Source organism: Thiomonas intermedia (assembly GCF_002028405.1).
Lineage (GTDB): Bacteria > Pseudomonadota > Gammaproteobacteria > Burkholderiales > Burkholderiaceae_C > Thiomonas > Thiomonas intermedia.
Window position 1 is genome coordinate 2602048 of record NZ_CP020046.1, and the last position, 19735, is coordinate 2621782.

Sequence of the window (19735 nt, forward strand, 5' to 3'; positions counted from 1 at the left end):
ATAAAAAATCAAGTTTTGCGATAAGCGACGGAATACGTTGTATACAAAATTATTCAAATAGTCTACAAAAAATCCATATTTGACCCTAGGGAAAACACCGAAAATGAAAACGCCGCAGCGGATGCTGCGGCGCGGGGCGTCCGGGGGTGAGCGTGGTGCGCCATGCACCAGCCGGGTTCATCAGCGTCAGGCGTCGTCGAGCAGGTCGAGCAGGGTGCGGGCGATGACTTGGGTGGCGCGGCGGAGGTCTTCGAGGACGATGTGTTCGTCGGCGCGCTTGGCATTGCTTTCGCGCACGGTGCGGGGGCCGGCACCGTAGATGACCGCGGGGATGCCGTGTTCGGCATAGAGGCGTACATCGGTGTAGAGCGGTGTGCCGACGATGGGGATGTCCTCCTGGAACAGGGCTTGCGCGTGGCGCTGCAACGGCACGGCGAGTTTCTCGTGACCGGCCAGCGGGGTGAGTGCGCGTGCGAGCAGCATGCGGCGGATGTCCACGGAGATGCCGGGCACGCTGGCGGCGGCCTGTTCGATGACGCGACGCAGTTCGGCTTCGACCGCAGCCGGGTCTTCCTCGGGAATCATGCGGCGGTCGAGTTTGAGGATGACCTTGCCCGGCACCACGTTGGTGTTGGTGCCGCCTTCGATCAGTCCGACGTTGAGGTAAGGATGGTCGATGCCTTGCACTGCCGAGTGCAGATGGCGATAGATCGCATTCTGGGCGTAGAGGGCGTTCAGGATGGCCACGGCGCCCTGCAGCGCGTCCACCCCAGTGTGCGGAATGGCGGCATGGGCCATGACGCCGTGCACCGTCACTTCGAGTTGCAGGCAGCCGTTGTGGGCGTTGACGACCTGATAGCTGAAGCCGGCGGCGATTTCCAGATCGGGGTGGGTCAGGCCGTGCTCAAGCAGCCATCCGGGGCCGAGGGTGCCGCCGAACTCTTCGTCGTAGGTGAAGTGCAGTTCGATGCCGCCCCTGAGCGGCACGCCCAGGGCCTCAAGCGCACGCACGGCAAAGGTGAAGGTGGTGAAGTCGCATTTGCTGACGGCGGCGGCCCGGCCGTAGAGCTTGCCGTCCACGACCCCGCCGCCGTAGGGGGCGTGGGTCCATCCTTCCCCCGGGGGCACCACGTCGCCGTGGGCGTTGAGGGCAATGACCGGGCCGCCCGCGCCATACGGCCTGCGCACGATGAGGTTGGTGATGGATTGCAGGCCCTGCTCGCGGCAGAGCGCCGGGGGAATGGCGATTTTTTCGGCGGTCATGCCGAACTCGGCAAGAAGCTCGGCGGTGCGTTCGGCGTGCGGTGCATTGTTGCCGGGCGGGGTGTCGGTGGGGACGCGCACCAGCTCCTGCAACAGGCGGGTCTGTTCGTCGAAATGCGCGTCGATCCAGCGGTCGAGCGTCGCGTAGAGCGCTTCACGGGAGGCGGGGGCGAGGTGGGTGTCGGTCATGATGCGGCGAGTTGGTCGAGCAGTTGAGTGAAGGCGGCGCAGGCGAGGTCGAGGTCGTCCGCGGTGCTGGACTCCAGCGGGTTGTGGCTGATGCCGGCGTTTTCGCCGCGCACGAACAGCATGGCCTGGGGGAAGGCGGTGTGGAGTTTCATCGCGTCGTGGCCGGCGCCGCTGGGCAGTCGGTGCAAGGGCAGGCCCAGGGCGGTGACGGCCTGTTCCCAGCGGCCTTGCCAGACGGGATCGCTCGGCGCGGCGGATTCGCGCATGGTTTCTTCGATCGTGTGGCGCAGGCCGCGCCTTGCGCAAAGCGCGGCGAGTTCGGCCAGCACGTCGTCGCGCAGGCGGTCGCGCTGGTCGTTGCTGGGCGCGCGCAGGTCGAGGCTGAATCGGCAGCGTCCGGGCACCACGTTGATCGAACCGCCGGGCACTTCGAGCAGCCCGACCGTGCCCACGCTGTCGCCATCGACGCCGGCGCGGCGCTCCAGATACAGGGCGAGTTCAGCGGCGGCGCAGGCGGCGTCGCGGCGTGCGTTCATCGGCGTGGTGCCGGCGTGGCTGGCCATGCCGATGATCTCTCCCACGTAGCGCACGCTGGCGTTGATCGAGGTGACGATGCCCAGGGGCAGGTCGAGGGAACTCAGCACCGGCCCTTGTTCGATGTGGACTTCGACGAAGCCGAGGTAGCGGGCTGGGTCGCGCCGCAGTGCGGCAATGGCGGGCAGGTCGGCGGGGAGCCCGGCATGCTTCATCGCCTCTCGCATGGCGATGCCGTCGCGATCGCGCTGGTCGAGCCAGGCGGGGTCGAAGCCGCCCACCAGAGCGCCCGAGCCGAGGAAAGTGGCCTTGTAGCGCTGGCCTTCTTCCTCGGCGAAGGCTACGACCTCCAGGCCAAAGGGCAGGCGGCGCCCGTGGCCGTGCAGGGCGCGTACGCAGGCCATGGGGACGAAGTGGCCGATGCGGCCGTCGTACTTGCCGGCATTGCGCACCGTGTCGTAATGGCTTCCCGTCAGCAGCCTGCGGCTGCCCGACGGAAACCCATGGGGCCTGTGGCCCGGCCCCTCCCCAACCCTCCCCTGGCCAGGGGAGGGGGCAAGCCCGGCGGTCAGGTCTTCTGTGCCGTGGTAAATGCCGACCACGTTGCCCACCGCGTCGATTTCCACCTGGTCGAAGCCGCAGTCGCGCATGGTGGCCGCGATCTCGGCCGCTGCGGCGCGATGAACGTCGGTGAGGTAGGTGGCGGTGAGTTCGCCCCGTTCAGCCCAGGGCGGTTCACTGTGGCGGGCGAGGCGCTCGCACCAGTCCCAGACTTGGTGACCTTGTTCAGGCATGAAACCGAACTTGTCGTTCAGCCGCAGTTCGGCGATGCGATGGATCTGGCGCAGGGCCTCGGCAAACTCGAACTCCGCCGGGTTGTCGATGCGGCGCGCCAGGGTGGCGAGGATCTGGGCGCGGCTCAGTCCGGTGCCGCGCGGCCCCCGCACCGCGAGGATGAAGGGCCAGCCAAAGCGCGCGCCATAGTCGGCGTTCAAGGTGTTGATGCGCGCGAACTCTTCGGGCGTGCAGTGCGCCAGGCCGGCGCGGGCCTGCTCATGCGTGGACTCGGCGGTGAGCGCACCGTCCACCGCGGCCTTGCCCGCCAGCTCCGGGTGGGCGCGGATCAGTGCGAGCTGTTCGTCGTGGCTGGCCTGGCGCACCACCTGCACCATGGCGTGCTTGAGCGCGGCCAGCGTGGCAAAGGGGCGGGCCGACCAGGCGCGGGCGGGGACCCACGGTGAGTGTTCATACACGCCTTCCATCGCGGCGGTGAAGTCGGTCTGGGTGGCGGCGTTGAGTTCGGCAAGGGTGGGCATGATCACTCCCAGACAAAGGCCGTGGCGGCATCGAAGGGATGTTCGGCCTGCCAGTGACGCGCGATGTCGATGCGGCGAGCGATCCACACGCGGTCGTGACGCTGCACATGATCGAGAAAGCGTTGCAGCGCCCGGATGCGGCCGGGCCTGCCGAGCAGGCGCGCATGCATGCCGATGCTGAGCATCTTCGGCTGGTCTTCGCCCTCGGCGTAGAGCGCGTCGAAGCTGTCGCGCAGGTAAATGTAGAAGTCTTCGGCCTGCGCAAAGCCCTGGGGCAGGGCGAAGCGCATGTCGTTGCTGTCGAGGGTGTAGGGCACGACCAGATGGGGGCTGAGACTGCCGTCGGTCTTGCGCACCTGCAGCCAGAAAGGCAGGTCGTCGCCGTAATAGTCGCTGTCGTAGGCGAAGCCGCCGAAGTCGGCCACCAGGCGGCGGGTGTTGGGGCTGTCGCGGCCGGTATACCAGCCCAGCGGACGCACGCCGCAGACGGCCTCGATCGCGTCCATGCCCAGGCGCATGTGCTCGCGCTCGGTGGCTTCGTCGAGATTTTGATAGTGAATCCAGCGCCAGCCGTGACAGGCGATTTCATGACCGAGTTCCACGCAGGCGCGGGCCAGGTCGGGTGTGCGTTGCAAGGCCATGCCCACGCCGAAGACCGTCAGCGGCAGTCCGCGCCGCTCGAACTCGCGCAGGATGCGCCACACGCCGGCGCGGCTGCCGTATTCGTAGATGCCCTCCAGGCTCAGGTGCCGTGCCGGGTAGGCGGCGGGGTTGAACAGTTCGGACAGAAACTGCTCGCTGCCCGCGTCGCCATGCAGCACGCAGTTCTCACCGCCTTCTTCCACATTGAGCACGAACTGCAGCGCCACGCGGGCCTGGCCGGGCCAGCGGGCATGGGGCGGATTGCGGCCATAGCCGACGAGGTCGCGGGGATAGGGTTGGGTCGACATGACGTACTCGGATCGGCGCTCAGGCCGCGTAGCTGCCCAGTGCCTGGGCGAGGTCGGCACTGCTGGTTCTCGGGTGATAGAGCAGGCTGCTTTCGGTGGCCAGCAGATGGGCTTCCATCAGGGCTTTGGCCTTGGATGCGTCGCGGGCCTCCAGGGCCTTGAGAATGTCGACGTGTTCGTCGGACGAATGCTGCGCCGCGCGCGACGATTGATACATGAGCGTGATGAGGGCGCAGCGCGAGATCAGCTCCGACAGAATCTGCGCCAGCACATGGTTGCCGATGCGCTCGGCCATCAGCACATGGAAATCGCCCAGCAGCCGCGTGCGGCCCGTGACATCCACCCGGCTGACCACGGCCTGTTCCTGTTTGAGGTGGGCGCGCAGGGCGCGGAAGTCGCTCGCCGCGGCCTTCTCGCAAAACGTCTCGATCAGATGCTGTTCGAGCATGCGGCGTACCGCAAACACCTGCTGCGCCTCCTCCACCGAGGGCTGCGCGACAAAAGCGCCCCGGGCCGGTTCGAGCGTGACCAGATGATCGCGCGCGAGCTGGAACAGGGCCTGCCGCACGATGGTGCGCGACACGCCGTAGATCGCTGCGATCTTCTGCTCCGTGAGCTTGGCGCCCGGCGCCAGACGATGTTCGATGATGGCCCCAGTGATGGCAGCGACGATGGTCTGTGTCGAATCGCCCATCGGGATCTCGCCAGTTGCCACCGCGCTCAGCGCCTTGCCGGCTGGCGTCGTCTGTGTCTTTGTGGTGGGTTTTCGGCGCGCATTCATGGTCTCACTCCTTGGGTGGTGTCCGGCATGGTGTTTGCTATATCCAGGGGGGCAACAGACAGCGCTTTCCAGTAGTTGTGATTCTGCTTGGTTTGCTATTAGCATACAACTTATATTGCAATTGTATGCAATAAAGTCTCGTCTCGAAGCCTGCAAACCACAGCCAGTCAAAGGAAAAAACCGCCATGGGCGCCTTGACCACACACATTCTCGACACCGCGCATGGCCGACCTGCCGCAGCGGTGCGCATCGATCTCTACGCGCATCGGGGGGCAGACTGGGTGCTGCTGCGATCCACCCAGACCAACGCCGACGGACGCTGCGATGCCCCCCTGCTGCAGGGGGCCGACTTCGTGCCCGGTCGCTATCGCCTGGTGTTCCAGATCGGCGCCTATTTCACGGGGCTGGGTCTGACTCTGCCGCAGCCGGCCTTTCTCGATCAGATTCCCCTGGAGTTCGGGGTGAGCGACGCGCAGCAACACTATCACGTGCCCCTGCTGGTGTCGCCCTGGAGCTATTCGACTTACCGCGGCAGCTGACAGGGCTGCCGTTTCACCTGGGATCGCCGCAGTGCGGTGCGCCACGTCGATGGCACGCGATCCGACAGACTTTCGCAGGGCCTGCCGTGGCGAAAGTCGATTCATATGACTCTTTGGAGCTGTCATGATGAGCGACTTGATGACCACCATCCTGCCCTATGCCATGAACTGGGCCGACCTTCTGCTGCGCTGGCTGCACGTCATCGTGGCGATTGCCTGGATCGGTTCTTCCTTCTATTTCGTCTGGCTCGACAACAGCCTGGAAAAGCCCACCGATCCGGGGTTGAAGGCCAAAGGCGTGGATGGGGAGTTGTGGGCGGTCCACGGCGGAGGCTTCTACAACCCGCAGAAATACATGGTGGCGCCCAAGAACCTGCCCCAGCACTTGCACTGGTTTTATTGGGAGAGTTATTCCACCTGGTTGTCGGGCTTTGCGCTGCTGTGCGTGCTCTACTTCTATCACGCCGGCATCTTCATCGTCGATCCGAGGGTGTTCGCCTGGAGCACACCGGGGTATGCGGTGGCGGCCATGCTGGGCTTTCTCGTGGTCGGCTGGCTGGTCTACGACGGCATCTGCCGTGTGTTTGGCCAGGGCAAGAACGGCGACCGAACCGTGGGCCTTCTGGTGGCGCTCTATGTCGTGGCCGCGGCCTGGCTGGCCTGTCATCTGTTCGCGGGCCGGGCGGCGTTTTTGCTGACCGGCGCGATGCTGGCGACCATGATGAGCGCCAATGTGTTCTTCTGGATCATTCCGGGCCAGCGCCGCGTGGTGGCGGCCATGCGTGCCGGGCAGACCCCCGATCCGCTGGACGGCAAGCGCGGCAAGCAACGCAGCGTGCACAACACCTACTTCACCCTGCCGGTGCTGTTCGCCATGCTGTCCAACCATTACAGCTTCGTGTACGACGCGCCCAACAACTGGCTGGTTCTGGTGCTGATGATGTTGGCCGGTGCGCTGATCCGGCAGTTCTTCGTGCTCAAGCACAAGGGTGCCTGGAAGTGGCAGTACTGGATCATCGGCGCCGGCATCATGCTGGCCGTGGCCGTGGCGCTGGCCCCCAAGCCGCAGCCCGCGCTGGCGAACGCGGCGCCGGTGAGCTTCGCGCAGGTGCAGCACATCGTGCAGGAGCGCTGCTTGATGTGCCACGCCGGAGCGGCGGCCAGCAAGGGCGTACGGCTGGATTCGGCGCCCGAGATCGTGAGTCACGCCCAGGCGATCTATCAGCAGGTTGTGGTGCTCAAGGCCATGCCCCTGAACAACGCTACGCAGATGACCGACGTCGAGCGCGCCCAGATGGCGTCCTGGATCCAGGCTGGAGCCAGGCCCTGATCGACGACGGAATCGCCGCATGCTCTGCTATGGTGCGTGCGTTCCTGTTTTGCGGCGCGCATGGCATGCACCTTCTTGTTCTCGATGTTGGCAATACCCGGCTGAAATGGGGCGTTTATGCGCAGGCCGAACCTGGCGCGGCGCTGCTTGCCGGCGGCGCGATGGCGCTGGAAGACGTAGGCCAATTGCGCCATGTGCTGTCAGCCCAGCCGCGGCCTGAAAAGGTCATGGGATGTGCGGTTGCCGGGGCGGTGGTGACCGCCCGCGTGTGTGCGGAACTCGATGCGCTAGGCCTGCGTTGCAACTGGATCAGCGCGCTGGCGGAGCAATGCGGGGTGCGCAACAGCTATGCCACGCCTTCGCTCCTGGGAGCCGATCGCTGGGCGGCACAGTTAGGGGCGCGCCAGCGCCTTCCCCATCAGGCGGCGATGATCATCAGTGTGGGCACCGCCGTCACCGTGGATTGCCTCAGTCACGAAGGGGTATTCATCGGCGGCATCATCCTGCCGGGCTTCGGCCTGATGCTCAAGGCGCTGGAGATGGGTACCGCAGGGCTGCGCGTACCCGAAGGCGAGATCGTGGCATTCCCCACCAATACCAGCGATGCCTTGATGACCGGCGGCGCCCTGGCCATTGCGGGTGCGGCGCGGCAGATGCATGCACGCCTGCTGGCGCGCGAACCGCAGGGGGTCTGCGTGCTGCTGACCGGCGGGGCGGCGCCGAAGCTGCGCGACGCACTGGGCTTGCCGCATCAGCATGTCGAGCACCTGGTGTTCGAGGGCCTGCTGTGCATCGCCGCCCAGCAGGCGCGCTCCCATCAGAGAACGTAGCGCGACAGGTCTTCGTCGCGGGCGATGTCGCCCAGGCGTGCGTTCACCATCGCGGCATCGACCTGAACCGTTGAGTGTTGCGAACCGTCGGCACGGAAAGACACATCTTCGAGCAGACGCTCCATCACCGTGTGCAGACGCCGCGCACCGATGTTCTCGGTTTTCTCGTTCACCTGAAACGCGACCTCCGCCATGCGCCGGATGCCGTCGGCGGTGAACTCCAGGCTCACGCCGTCGGTGGCGAGCAGCGCCGCGTATTGCTTGGTCAGGCTGGCATCGGTGCTGGTAAGGATGGCCTCGAAATCGGCCACCGACAGCGATTCCAGTTCCACCCGGATGGGGAAGCGGCCCTGCAGTTCGGGAATCAGATCGGAAGGCTTGGCGACGTGGAAGGCGCCGCTGGCGATGAACAGGATGTGGTCGGTGCGCACCATGCCGTATTTGGTACTCACGGTCGTGCCTTCCACCAGCGGCAACAGATCGCGCTGCACACCTTGGCGGGACACGTCGGCGCCCTGCGTGTCGCTGCGCGAGGCGACTTTGTCGATCTCGTCGAGGAAGACGATGCCGTTCTGCTCCACCGAGCGCAGCGCGCCGGTCTTGATCTCGTCCTCGTTGACCAGCTTGGAGGCCTCTTCGTCGACGAGCAGCTTCTGGGCCTCGCGCACGGTGACCTTGCGGGTCTTGCTGCGCGTCTGGCCCATATTGGCGAACATCGAACGGATCTGCTCGGTCATGTCTTCCATGCCAGGCGGGCCCATGATGTCCACGCTGGCCGGGTGAACGGCCACTTCGATCTCGATCTCCTTGTCATCGAGTTGGCCCTCGCGCAGGCGCTTGCGCAGCATCTGCCGGGTCGGGTTGGTCTCGGTGATGGACGCCGTTTGACCGTTGGCGTCCGCAGGCGCGGGCAGCAGCACGTCGAGGATGCGGTCTTCCGCGCGGTCTTCCGCACGCGAACGCTGCTGGCGCATGGCCGTCTCGCGCGCCAGCTTCACGGCGGCTTCCATCAGGTCGCGGATGATGGTGTCCACATCGCGTCCGACATAGCCCACTTCGGTGAACTTGGTGGCCTCGATCTTGATGAATGGCGCATCGGCCAGCTTGGCCAGACGGCGCGCAATCTCCGTCTTGCCCACGCCTGTGGGGCCGATCATCAGAATGTTTTTCGGGGTGATTTCGTGCCGCAGCGGCTCGGCCACCTGCTGGCGGCGCCAGCGGTTGCGCAGGGCGATGGCCACCGCCTGCTTGGCCTTGGTCTGGCCGATGACGAAGCGGTCGAGCTCGGAGACGATTTCGCGGGGTGTCATGTTCATGGGCTTATTGGCTCGTTATTCACCCAGGGTTTCAATGGTGTGAGACTGGTTGGTGTAGATGCAGATGTCGCCCGCGATGCGCAGCGATTGGGCGACGATCTCGCGCGGGCTCAGCGTGGTGTGTTCGAGCAGGGCTCTTGCCGCTGACTGCGCATACGCGCCGCCCGAGCCGATGGCGACGATGCCGTGTTCGGGTTCGAGTACATCGCCGTTGCCGGTGATGATGAGCGAGTGCTCGGCATCCGCCACCGAGAGCATGGCCTCCAGGCGGCGCAGCATGCGGTCGGTTCGCCAGTCCTTGGCCAGTTCGACGGCGCTTCGCAGCAACTGGCCCTGGTGCTTCTCCAGCTTGGCCTCGAAGCGCTCGAACAGTGTGAACGCATCGGCCGTGCCGCCGGCGAAACCGGCCAGGATCTGGTCGTTATAGAGCCTGCGGACCTTGCGCGCAGTGGATTTGACGACGATATTGCCAAGCGTCACCTGCCCGTCGCCGCCCAGGGCAACGGTGGCGCCTCGGCGCACGCTGAGTATGGTGGTGCCGTGATATTGATCCATGCCGGGATGTAAGGATGGGAGGAGAAAACTCAAGGGGGTGCGCGTCGCAATCCCCATCAACACGGCCCCAGAGGGACGCTGTTCAGTCGCGCCGCAGCTGGATGAGGGCGTGTTCGTGCAGGCCGAGGATGCTGAACAGGCCCGCGATCAGCCGGTGTACGCCGGTGAACTGAAGGGTCTTGCCCAGGTCGTGCTGCATCATGGCCCAGTTCAGCAGGGCGCCCGCGCTCGAAAAATCGATGCGGCGCAACTGGCGCAGGGAAATGCTCAGTTGCTCGTGTGCCTTCGCCGCCTGCTCCAGCGGGCTCAGGAACAGACTGGAGCTGCCGAGAATCTCGCCGCTGAGATGCAGCTGTGCCGAACGCGAGCCGCCATGCCCCAGCATGGAATGGGGGCTGAGGCCGGAGTTCTGGAACTCGGGCGGCACCGTAGCCGATGCAGCGGGCGTGGCACCGGCCTCGGCGCCAGCCAGCTCAACCTTGGCACGGCTGGCTTCCCAGGTGGGGGGCGAGATTTCGTAAGTGACGCAGTAGTCGAGCGCGATGGCGTCGAAATCGTCCTGTTGATTGGCCAGACGGAGCAGTTCGAGGCGCAAGGCCCACCATTGCGGGTCGGCCTCGCGTTGCATTGCCGGCGCCTGGGCCTGACACAGCGCCATCAGCGATTCGGCGCCTTGCAGGGTGACGGTGCAATCGCCCTGGTTGAGTCGCTTCAGGGCGTCGACCAAGGCGGGCAACGCCGCGGTTGCGATGGAATGTATGCCTTCGAAACTGATCTCAATGGCCGCAGGCGAGTTGAGCAGCAGTTTGCGCAGACGTTCCGCCTGGGCGACGTCGACCGAGGCGGAGAACAACAGTGAAGGCTTGAAACCGCCCTGGGCGGGGCGCGCCGTCGCCGGGGCAGACGGCAGACCGTCGTCGGTCATCGGGGCGGAAGTCTGGAAGCGGCTGACGAAGTCGACCACCAGTGCTTCGAATTTGTCGATCTGCCCCGAGGCCCGGAACAGATCGAACAGCGCCAGCCACAGCTCCTTTTCCGAGCCCATGTCCTGGGAGTTGGAAATGGCGTCGCGCAAGGCGGTTTCGGCGGCGGCGTCGTCGCCGTTGGCAAAATCCATCACGGCCTGATCGAACAGCGGGTTCGAGCTCAAGGCCTCGTGCACTTCCACCGCGAAGAATGCGCTGGGCATGAAATCGTTGCTCGATCGCAGCCAGCTGTCCCCCGAAGGCCCGGACATGCGCGAGGGCAGGGCATCGTCGCTGAGACGTGTCGCGGCGGCGAGCGTGGGTTGTTCGTCGAAGGGCACGGCAGCAGGCTCAGGCCCACGCACGGGCGAAAGCGGCGCGCTCGCCACGAACGGCACCGTGGGGGCATACCCCGGCGGATGCGTGGACGGCTCGCCCGGCGCGGTCGCGGGGCCCGATTGGGTTGGAATGCCACTGTGGGTGGGAATGCCGCTAGCCGGGTTGGCGGGCGCCGGAGCCGCCGCTCCCGGCTTGGTGATCAGCGTCGTATCGGCGTAGGCCGCGTCCAGATTCCAGTGCAGCGTGCTGCTGGCGGGCTCCGGGGCCGCTGTGCCTGCCGGTACAGGGGGCTGCCCGGTGGTCAGAGGAGGCAGGCTGCTCGGCGGGGGTGTCGTCTGGAACTGGCGTGTCAGAGGGCCAGCACCGCGTGAGCGGGGCGGGGGCGGGGCGTGGTCGCCCGCCATCGACTTCTCGATCTCGTTGATCTTGCGTAGCGTCTCGTCCCGGTCCTGGATCGGGGCGGGCTGGGAGGTCAGCTCGGGCACATTGGTCTGGAGACTGTCATCCATCCCCAGATCGGTTGCCTCGCGCTTGCGCAGCTTGCGCAGGCCATCGAGTTCGCGCTTGCGGATGAAATCATCCTGCCGCTTCTGATCCTCGCGGGCGCGAACCCGGGCGAGGTTCTCGTGCTCCTGAAGCGCCTGTTCGTCGGTCAGCGACCAGTCGCGGGTCGGGTTCTTGACGAAAGAGCCCACCCGCTTCCAGAAACCACCTGAATCAGAACTGCTCATGCCACTGCGGCCTCTCTATTGCGCGTACCCCACAAAGAGCACGATCGGTCACTGCCACGCGTCAGGAAATTTAGTCGTTGAACATTTTTTGCTTGAGCTCGCGCCGCTGCTGCGCTTCGAGCGAGAGCGTCGCGGTCGGTCGTGCCAACAGTCGGCCGATGCCGATGGGTTCGCCCGTCTCCTCGCACCAACCATAGTCGCCGCTGTCGATGCGTTGCAGCGATTGTTCGATCTTCTTCAGAAGCTTGCGCTCGCGGTCGCGGGTGCGCAATTCGAGGGCATGCTCTTCTTCGATCGTCGCACGGTCCGCTGGATCGGGTACCAGCAGGGTGTCTTCACGCAAATGCTCGGTGGTTTCACCCGCACTCTTGATCAGATCTTCGCGCATGGTGCTGAGCAGTCGCTTGAAGTAATCGAGTTGAACCTCGTTCATGTACTCGCTCTCGGGCATGGCCAGCAGGTCCTGCTCGGTCAGATCGGAGGCCGATTTGTTCTTCCAGGCATTGGCATGCTTGGGGTCGGTTTTTCTGGGGGTGGGTTCGATGGTGGTGCTGCTCATGGAGCTTCTGTCAAGTCGGATTGGTTCAGGCGACCCCATGGCCGCCGACAAGGGTTTTGAGGCATGGAGTTTACTGACGCCAGAAGAAGAGGAACGCCGAAGCGCCGGGGCGGGTGTGACTTTTTTGGCGGCAGGAACCGGTGTTACGGGCTTGAGCGGCGCTGTCACCGCCGTTGCCGCAGTCTTCGCTGCTGAACTTGTCACAGGCTTTGCACGGACAGGTTGCGGAGCGGGCGCGGCCGGTACTGCTGCCTTGTTTTTGCCGACGGCCGATTTGACCGCAGGTTTCTTCTCGGCGGCCACAGCTTTGCCTTTGCCTGATGCTGCGACCGCTTTTTGAGGCGACTTGACCACGAAAATCCTCCCGAACTTTCCCATCTGACGGCCCATCGCCGCCTGACCTGCCGCGTTGCTTGGCCAAGCCGGAACACCCCAAGCGCGCTCCCCTGTGGGCTCGCGCGCCTCGACCTCGCTGAGCCCCTTGAAACCTGGAGGGCGACTTCGCTGGGTCGGTTGTTGGGCCGGTCGCTAGGGCCGGGGACCTTGAAAGCTGTTTCAAGGTGATTCCGCGCAGATCGTTGCCTGGCCTTGCCAAAACCGCCCGATTTTATTCATTTCGGGTGATGAGGCAAATGCATCATGCAACAAGGCATTGCCGCAGACCCTGCTCAAGGATGTCGCGCGGCAGATCGATGCCGATGAACACCATCTTGCTCTGCCGCTGCTCCTGCGGGCCCCAGGGTGCGGCGAGATCGCTGCCCATGAGCTGGTGCACGCCCTGGAAGACGACCTTGCGGTCGATGCCCTGCATGTTCAGCACCCCCTTGTAGCGCAGCATGCGCGGGCCGTAGACCTGCACGATGGCGCCGAGGAAGTCTTCGAGCTTGGCGGGGTCGAAGGGTTGGTCGGCGCGGTACACGAATGACTTCACGTCGTCGTCATGGTGATGGTGGTGTGGATGGTTGCAGGCTTCGCCCGGGGCGTGGTCGTGGTGGTCGTGATCATGAGCATGGTCGTGATCGTGATCGTGATCGTCGTCGGCCTTGAGGAAATCGGGGTCGATGTCGAGCTTGGCGTTGAGGTTGAAGCCTTTGAGATCGAGCACTTGCGCGAGCGGCACTTCGCCGAAATGCGCCACGCTTTGCTTGGCTCGCGGGTTGATGTGGGCGAGCCGGTGCTGCAGGGTGGCGAGTTCGTCGGCACTGACCAGGTCGGCCTTGGAAAGGAAGATCTGGTCGGCAAAGCCCACCTGGCGGCGCGCTTCCTGCCGGGTGTCGAGCTGCTGGTTGGCGTGCTTGGCATCGACCAGGGTGAGGATGGCGTCGAGCATGTACTGGCTGGCGACCTCGTCGTCCATGAAGAAGGTCTGCGCCACCGGGCCGGGATCGGCCACGCCGGTGGTCTCGATGACCACGCGGTCGAACACCAGTTCGCCCTTGCGGCGCCGGGCGGCCAGATCGGCCAGCGTGGCGCGCAGATCGTCGCGAATGGTGCAGCAGATGCAGCCGTTGGACATCTGCACGATCTGCTCGCCCGCTTCCTGCACCAGGATGTCGCTGTCGATGTTCTCCTCACCGAACTCGTTTTCGATCACGGCGATCTTGGAGCCATGCGCTTCGTGCAGGACGCGCTTGAGCAGGGTGGTTTTGCCGCTGCCGAGAAAGCCGGTGAGGATGGTGGCGGGGATGAGGGAGGCCATGGAGGGAGTCCTTGAAAAAAGCAGTGCAAAGAGATCGGGGCAAGCGGCGAAAAATCAACCGGAGATTCAACTGCGGCGCAGCAGCAGCCCCTTGAGATACTCGCCTTCGGGGAAGTGCAGGCTCAAGGGATGGTCGAGTCCGGCGCCGGTACGGGCCACGATCTGGGCGTCCGTGCCGGCGTCCAGGGCGGCGCCCGCGACGATTTTCTGGAACAGATCGGCACTGATGCCGCCCGAACACGAAAAGGTGAACAGCCAGCCGCCCGGAGGCAGCAGGTGAAAGGCCAGGCGATTGATGTCTTTGTAGGCGCGTGCGGCGCGCTCGACCTGTTGCGGGGTGGCGGCGAATTTGGGCGGATCGAGCACGATGGCGTCGAACTGCGCACCCTCGTCGCGCAGACGGCGCAGCGTGGCGTTGACGTCGGCGTCGAGGAAGCTCGCCCGTGCCGCGTCGAAGCCATTGAGGGCGACATGCTCGGCCGCCAGGGCCAGCGCAGGTGCGGAGGAATCGACCGACACGACCTGCCGTGCGCCGCCGGCCAGCGCGGCCAGCGAGAAGCCGCCGGTGTAGCTGAAGCAGTTGAGCACGCGCTGCAGACCTTGCTCGCGCACCAGGTCGGCGAAGCGGGCGCGAGCGTCGCGCTGGTCGAGGTAGAAGCCGGTCTTGTGGCCGGTGGCGACATCAACCCGCAGCCGCAGCCCGTTTTCACGGATCTCGACCTGGGTTTCTCCTTGGCCCTGCAGCCAGCCGGTGGAGGCAGGCAGTCCCTCGCGTTCGCGCAAGGCGGCGTCCGAGCGTTCGTAGATCCGTGTGCCGGGCATGAGGCGCTGCAAGCCGTCTGCGATCGCGGATTTCCAGCGTTCGATGCCTGCGCTGCCCGCTTGCAGCACCACGATGTCGTCATAGCGATCGACGATGCAGCCGGGCAGACCATCGCTCTCGCCGTGCACCAGTCGGCAGGCGCTGAGGTCGAGCCCCAGCGCCTGGCGGCGCGCGAGGGCGGCGCGCAGGCGTGAGGCGAAGAACGCGGCATCGATGCGCTCGGAGGCGTCGAAGCTCCACGCGCGCAGCCGGATCTGCGAGGCCGGGCTGAACGCCGCCCAGGCCAGAAACTGTCCGTCGGAAGACTCCACCCGCACGGTCTCGCCCGAGTCGGCACCGCCCTTGGCAATGGAACTGGCGAAGACCCAGGGATGGCGGCGCAGCAAGGAGCGATCCTTGCCGGGGTGCAGGCGAATGACTTTCATGGCGACAACGGGGCGGCTCAGGGCTTTTTGCGTGCGCGGGGGTGGGCCGCGTCGTAGACCTTGGCCAGATGCTGGAAGTCCAGGCGGGTGTAGACCTGGGTGGTGGCAATGCTGGAATGGCCCAGTAATTCTTGCACCGCGCGCAAATCGCCGCTGGACTGCAGCACATGCGAGGCGAAGGAGTGGCGCAGCATGTGGGGATGCACGCGCGCATCCAGCCCGGCGGCACGGGCGTGTTCGCGCAGTTCCAGCCAGACCCGCTGCGGCGTGAGGCGGCCGCCGCGTGCGCCCAGAAACAGCGCGGCCTGGGCATCGGCGTCGGCATCGGGCCGCAGCAGCGAGGTTCTGAGGCCGAGCCACTGCTGCAGGGCGAGCAGGGCAGGACGGCCGATCGGTACGCTGCGCCGCTTGTTGCCCTTGCCGGTGACGGTGGCTTCCGCGGCGTCCCAGTCGATCCAGCCACGGGAGGTCTTGCTGGCTCGCACATCCAGCCCGGTGAGCTCGGACACGCGCAGGCCGCACGAATAAAGCAGTTCGGCGATGGCATGCGCGCGCGCGCTGCGGCTGGCAAGAGGTTCGGCCTGGTGGGGGCGCGCTGCGGGCGAAGCGTCGGGCGCGGCCCCGTTCGCCGGGGGCTGCGCCACGTAGGCGGCCAGCGCCACGGCCTGATCGACCGACAAGGCCTTGGGCAGCGGCTTGGCCGCCTTGGGCGCCCGAACGTCCTGTACCGGATTGGCGGTGACATGGCCCAGGCGGCCCATCCAGCGGAAAAAGCTGCGCCACGCCGACAGCCGCGCGGCAATGGCGCGCGGGGTCATGCCGGCGGCGTGGAGCTGCGCTGCCCAGCGGCGGATGTGCGGCGATTCGATCGGCGTCGCGCCCAGCGTTTCGGCGCGCTGCAGCAGGTCATCGAGGTCGCGCCGGTAGTTCACAAGCGTGCCGTCGGCCAGGCGGCGCTCGGTCTGTGCGTGGACCAGGTAATCGGCTACCCGTTGGCGCAAAGCCAGCCCGACGGATGTGGGCGTGGACGATGGCGTGGAAGGAGGCGGAGCGGGCGCGTCCATGCGACGGCGGCGGGCAGCGGGGCGCTGTTCAGCGGGCGAGCAGGCCCACGAGCGCCGCGCTGGCCAACTGGCTGATGAGGGTGAGGAAATCGGTTCCCATATCGGCGGTGAAGCGCTGGCTGTCAGGGGAGGCCAGCACCAGAAGCCCCATGCACATGCTGGTGTGCGGGTTCTGCAGCGGGATGAGCGCGAGCGATTGCGCCATCTGTGCGTCCGGCAGCCAGTGCGCGGCCTCGAAGCCCGGATTGGGCCCGACGAAGGGCGCGGCCAGGCTGGCCGCGAAGGTCTTGGCGTCCTCGCTCACCCCGGTGGCGACGTCGAGTGCGGCGAACTCCTCGCGCACGGGCCAGAGCTTGAGCGCGGTCATGGGCAGATCGAAGCCGGTCTTGAGAGTGTCCTGCAGCGTTTGCGGCAGTTGCGCCGGTGCGCCCTGCTGCGCCAGCATGACATCGCGGGCCCACAGCAGCAGCTTGCCCGCCAGGGTTTCGTTGTCCACCGCGTTGCGCATCATGGCGGCGAGGCGATGTTCGAGGGTGCGCATCTTGTCGCGCAGCATTTCCATCTGTCGCTCCTGCAGCGACACGGCGCGGTTGCCGTGCGGGCTCTGCAATTGCACCGTGGTGAGCAGTTCGGCGTGACGCTCGAAAAATTCGGGGTGGGCGGCGAGATAGGCCGCCAGATCGTGTTCGCTCAGTTCCATCAGGTTCTCCAGAATCAGGGCAGATCGGGCAGGTCGATCGTGCCGTCAAAGACAAAGGCGGCCGGGCCGGTCATGTGGACGGCCTGCCCGGGCCCCGCCCAGGCGATGGTCAGCAGGCCGCCCCGGGTCTGCACATCGACCGCGCCCTGCAGCCAGCCATGGCGCAGACCCGCCACCACGGCGGCGCAGGCCCCGGTGCCACAGGCCAGGGTTTCGCCAGCGCCGCGCTCCCACACCCGCAGGCGGATGTGATGGGCATCGACGATCTGCATGAAGCCCGCGTTGACCCGGTTGGGAAATCGCGGGTGATGCTCGATCAGGGGGCCACGCGGGTGAACGGGGGCGGCATCCACATCGTCCACCCGCTGCACGGCATGCGGATTGCCCATCGACAGCACGCTGATCCAGTCGGTCGCACCGTCGGCTTCCAGCGGCCATTGCGTCCAGGTGCCAACAGGCCGGGGCGACAGGCCGGTGGCGTCGAACGGTACCTTGGGCAGATCGAAGACCGGTGCGCCCATGTTCACGGTGACGCGGCCGTCGGCCTGCAGTTCGGGCTCGATGAGGCCGGAGAGCGTCTGCACCCGGATGCGGCGCCTGGACGTCAGGCCCTTGGCGTGGACGTAGGCGACGAAGCAGCGCGCGCCGTTGCCGCATTGCTCCACCTCGCCGCCGTCGGCGTTGAAGATGCGATAGCCGAAATCGACATCGGGTGTCGGGCCGGCCTCGACGACCAGAATCTGGTCGGCGCCCACGCCAAAGTGCCGGTCGGCCAGCAGGCGCAGCTGCGCCGCGCTGAGGGTCAGCGGGGCACGGGTGGCGTCGAGGACGACGAAGTCGTTTCCGGCGCCATGCATTTTGGTGAAAGCGAGTCGCATGGGTCTGGGTCGATGCAGCGTCAAGTCAATACACCGAGGGCTGGTCTTCGGGCCGGGTCTTGAAGCGCTTGTGGACCCAATGGTATTGCGCGGGCATGGTGCGCACCTGGTCTTCGATGAAGCGATTCATGCGGCGAAGGTCGGCGTCGATGTCTGCGGGCTTGCCCCGGGTGTCGAGTGCAGGAAAGTCGGTCCAGGCGGGATGCACGGTGACGGCGTAGCCGCGCGCGCCGGGCAGGATGCGGGTGACCACGGCGTAGACCCGGGCGTCGGCGGAAGCCGCCAGCCGCGGGGCGACATCCAGGGTTGCGGCGGGCAGGCCGAAAAAGTCGATGAAGCGCGAGCTGCGCAGCCCGAAGTCCATGTCCGGCAGGGTGTAGAACGGCACCCCGGCGCGCAGTTGCCGCAGCATGCCCGCCGCGCCGTCGTGCCGCGAGACGATGGCGGCGGTGTGAAAGCGGCTGCGCCGCGCCACCACCCAGTCGTCGAGCACCTGGTTCTTCTGCGGGGTGTACATGCCCGAGACCGGGCGCGGCGCCACCAGGCTGAGCGCCGTCCATCCGGCGTCGAGCCCCTCGAAGTGAAAGCCCAGCAGCAGGGTGTTGCGGCTGCCGTCCAGCGCCTCAAGCACCGGGCCTTCGAGATGCAGCAGGCGCTGCAGGCGCTTCGGGCTGGCGTACCAGAGCACGCCGCGCTCGAGAAAGGCCCGCGCGACATAGACGAAATGCTCGCGCGCCACCGCGCGCTGCCGCGCCGCCGTCCACTCGGGAAAGCACAGTTGCAGGTTGCGCAGGGTGATGTGCCGACGCGATCGGGCCAGCGGCCACAGCAGCCAGCCCACCGCCGTGCCCAGCGCGGCGAGCACCGGGTAGGGCAGCAGGTGCAGCAGCCAGACGAGGCCGATGCTCAGGCGGGCGAACAGCGGTTTCATGCGGCAGCCTCCTCACCGGCATCGGGCGCCGGTGGCGGCTCGGCGCCCGAGGGCCTCTTGTAGCGGTTGTAGGCCCAGAGATACTGTTCGGGACAGCGCCTGATCAGGCCTTCCAGCGCGTGATTGATCTGGGTGGCGGCGCGCTGCGGATCGGCATCCAGCGGCTCGGGAAAGGGTTCGAGCGTGAGGGTGTAGCCGCGGCCGCCAGGGTGGCGCAAGGCCGAGGCCAGAATGATGCGCGCATGGCCCAGTTGCACCAGCCGTGCCGGCAAGGTCATGGTGAAGGCCGGACGGCCGAAAAAATCCGCCCATACGCCTTCGCCGCGGCCCGGCGCCTGATCCGGCAGCAGGCCGACCGCCTCACCGGTGCGCAGGGCGCGCAGCAATTGGCGTACCCCGGCCAGATTCGCCGGTGCGGTGGCCAGGTTTTGACGCTGGCGCGACGCCAGCGCCAGCGGCAGCAGGGCGCGCTTGCGCGGCGGGCGGAACATGACCGTGATCGGCCCCCACAGCGCCGCCACCTGCGCCGAGATTTCAAAACATCCCAGGTGCGGCGTCAGGTACAGCACGCCAAAGCCCTCGGCGCGCACGGCATCGACATGCTCCTTGCCGATCACCCGGACCTGATGCGCCGGTGTGGCCGCGCCGCGCCGGAACCAGACCACGGGCAGCTCGCCGACCATGCGCCCGGCCTGCGCGGCGGCCTTGAGGGCCAGTTGCCGCGGCGCATAGCCCGCCTGGCGCAGATGCGCGCGCAGCCGCTGGCGGTAGACGCCCGACGCGGCGTAAACCACCAGGCCGAGCGCCGCCCCCAGCGCCTGGAGCAGGCTCAGGGGCAGAACAGACAGCCAGCGGAAGACGCGAAGCAGCACGATGGAGGATTTCCCTGCAGTTCAAAGGGTGCCATGTTACGAAGCGCGAGCAGGCATGTGCAGGCATAGAATGAGCCGCAGTGCCACCGAGTTAATGACAACTTGCGGGGTGGCAGCGCGGCAGACCCTAAGGATTTGCTGCTGAG

General features: G+C 66.3%; 19 protein-coding genes. 4 read left to right on the forward strand and 15 right to left on the reverse strand.

Annotation, left to right across the window (positions count from 1 at the left end; genetic code table 11):
- Nucleotides 1-186: 186 nt before the first annotated feature.
- Genes BVH73_RS12195 through BVH73_RS12210 form a run of 4 tightly spaced genes read right to left on the reverse strand, consistent with a single transcriptional unit; the run spans nt 187 to nt 5033 of the window.
- Nucleotides 187-1452, reverse strand: a complete 1266-nt coding sequence (locus tag BVH73_RS12195; protein WP_079419035.1) for a M20/M25/M40 family metallo-hydrolase — start codon at nt 1450-1452, stop codon at nt 187-189.
- The gene (uraD, locus tag BVH73_RS12200; RefSeq protein WP_079419037.1) at nt 1449-3302 is read right to left on the reverse strand and encodes a 2-oxo-4-hydroxy-4-carboxy-5-ureidoimidazoline decarboxylase; all 1854 of its coding nucleotides are present in this window, start codon (nt 3300-3302) and stop codon (nt 1449-1451) included. The genes BVH73_RS12195 and uraD overlap by 4 nt, the downstream gene beginning before the upstream one ends.
- A gap of 2 nt (nt 3303-3304) precedes the next feature.
- The gene (puuE, locus tag BVH73_RS12205) at nt 3305-4252 is read right to left on the reverse strand and encodes an allantoinase PuuE (protein ID WP_079419039.1); all 948 of its coding nucleotides are present in this window, start codon (nt 4250-4252) and stop codon (nt 3305-3307) included.
- Nucleotides 4253-4271: 19 nt separating this feature from the next.
- On the reverse strand, nt 4272-5033 hold the full coding sequence (locus tag BVH73_RS12210; protein WP_154048485.1) for a GntR family transcriptional regulator: 762 nt from the start codon (nt 5031-5033) through the stop codon (nt 4272-4274).
- 185 nt (nt 5034-5218) lie between these two features.
- Between BVH73_RS12210 and uraH the strand changes: the two genes are divergently transcribed.
- The 3 genes from uraH to BVH73_RS12225 all read left to right on the forward strand — a co-directional run bounded on the left by uraH (nt 5219) and on the right by BVH73_RS12225 (nt 7732).
- Nucleotides 5219-5572, forward strand: a complete 354-nt coding sequence (uraH, locus tag BVH73_RS12215) for a hydroxyisourate hydrolase (protein WP_079419041.1) — start codon at nt 5219-5221, stop codon at nt 5570-5572.
- A gap of 124 nt (nt 5573-5696) precedes the next feature.
- Complete coding sequence (locus tag BVH73_RS12220; protein ID WP_079419043.1) at nt 5697-6902, forward strand: urate hydroxylase PuuD; 1206 nt, start codon at nt 5697-5699, stop codon at nt 6900-6902.
- A gap of 65 nt (nt 6903-6967) precedes the next feature.
- Nucleotides 6968-7732, forward strand: a complete 765-nt coding sequence (locus BVH73_RS12225) for a type III pantothenate kinase (RefSeq protein WP_079420596.1) — start codon at nt 6968-6970, stop codon at nt 7730-7732.
- On the opposite strand, the gene hslU is transcribed toward BVH73_RS12225, so the two are convergent.
- The 4 genes from hslU to dksA all read right to left on the reverse strand — a co-directional run bounded on the left by hslU (nt 7720) and on the right by dksA (nt 12197).
- Complete coding sequence (gene hslU, locus BVH73_RS12230; protein WP_079419045.1) at nt 7720-9048, reverse strand: ATP-dependent protease ATPase subunit HslU; 1329 nt, start codon at nt 9046-9048, stop codon at nt 7720-7722. The two genes, BVH73_RS12225 and hslU, sit on opposite strands and share 13 nt — an antisense overlap.
- Nucleotides 9049-9063: 15 nt before the next feature.
- A complete protein-coding gene (gene hslV, locus BVH73_RS12235; protein ID WP_079419047.1) occupies nt 9064-9603 on the reverse strand; it encodes an ATP-dependent protease subunit HslV in 540 nt (179 codons plus the stop codon).
- 82 nt (nt 9604-9685) lie between these two features.
- Entirely contained in the window at nt 9686-11638 is a 1953-nt protein-coding gene (locus BVH73_RS12240) for an STAS domain-containing protein (RefSeq protein ID WP_079419049.1), read from the reverse strand.
- A 70-nt stretch (nt 11639-11708) separates the two neighbouring features.
- Nucleotides 11709-12197, reverse strand: a complete 489-nt coding sequence (gene dksA, locus BVH73_RS12245; protein WP_079419051.1) for an RNA polymerase-binding protein DksA — start codon at nt 12195-12197, stop codon at nt 11709-11711.
- 37 nt (nt 12198-12234) lie between these two features.
- Between dksA and BVH73_RS15840 the strand changes: the two genes are divergently transcribed.
- Nucleotides 12235-12537, forward strand: a complete 303-nt coding sequence (locus BVH73_RS15840) for a hypothetical protein (RefSeq protein WP_154048486.1) — start codon at nt 12235-12237, stop codon at nt 12535-12537.
- A gap of 297 nt (nt 12538-12834) precedes the next feature.
- On the opposite strand, the gene BVH73_RS12250 is transcribed toward BVH73_RS15840, so the two are convergent.
- The 7 genes from BVH73_RS12250 to BVH73_RS12280 all read right to left on the reverse strand — a co-directional run bounded on the left by BVH73_RS12250 (nt 12835) and on the right by BVH73_RS12280 (nt 19589).
- Nucleotides 12835-13896, reverse strand: coding sequence for a CobW family GTP-binding protein (locus BVH73_RS12250; RefSeq protein WP_079419053.1), 1062 nt, complete (start codon nt 13894-13896; stop codon nt 12835-12837).
- 66 nt (nt 13897-13962) lie between these two features.
- Nucleotides 13963-15144, reverse strand: coding sequence for a class I SAM-dependent rRNA methyltransferase (locus BVH73_RS12255; protein WP_079419055.1), 1182 nt, complete (start codon nt 15142-15144; stop codon nt 13963-13965).
- 17 nt (nt 15145-15161) lie between these two features.
- Complete coding sequence (locus tag BVH73_RS12260) at nt 15162-16208, reverse strand: tyrosine recombinase XerC (protein WP_079419057.1); 1047 nt, start codon at nt 16206-16208, stop codon at nt 15162-15164.
- Nucleotides 16209-16236: 28 nt separating this feature from the next.
- Nucleotides 16237-16908 carry a DUF484 family protein gene (locus tag BVH73_RS12265; RefSeq protein ID WP_079419059.1) on the reverse strand — a complete coding sequence of 224 codons (672 nt, stop codon included), beginning with the start codon at nt 16906-16908 and terminating at the stop codon, nt 16237-16239.
- 14 nt (nt 16909-16922) lie between these two features.
- Nucleotides 16923-17786 (reverse strand): diaminopimelate epimerase, encoded by an 864-nt coding sequence (dapF, locus tag BVH73_RS12270; protein WP_079419061.1) that lies wholly within the window; start codon nt 17784-17786, stop codon nt 16923-16925.
- A gap of 25 nt (nt 17787-17811) precedes the next feature.
- Nucleotides 17812-18717, reverse strand: a complete 906-nt coding sequence (locus BVH73_RS12275) for an LpxL/LpxP family acyltransferase (RefSeq protein ID WP_079419063.1) — start codon at nt 18715-18717, stop codon at nt 17812-17814.
- Complete coding sequence (locus BVH73_RS12280; RefSeq protein ID WP_079419065.1) at nt 18714-19589, reverse strand: lysophospholipid acyltransferase family protein; 876 nt, start codon at nt 19587-19589, stop codon at nt 18714-18716. The genes BVH73_RS12275 and BVH73_RS12280 overlap by 4 nt, the downstream gene beginning before the upstream one ends.
- Nucleotides 19590-19735: the final 146 nt, after the last annotated feature.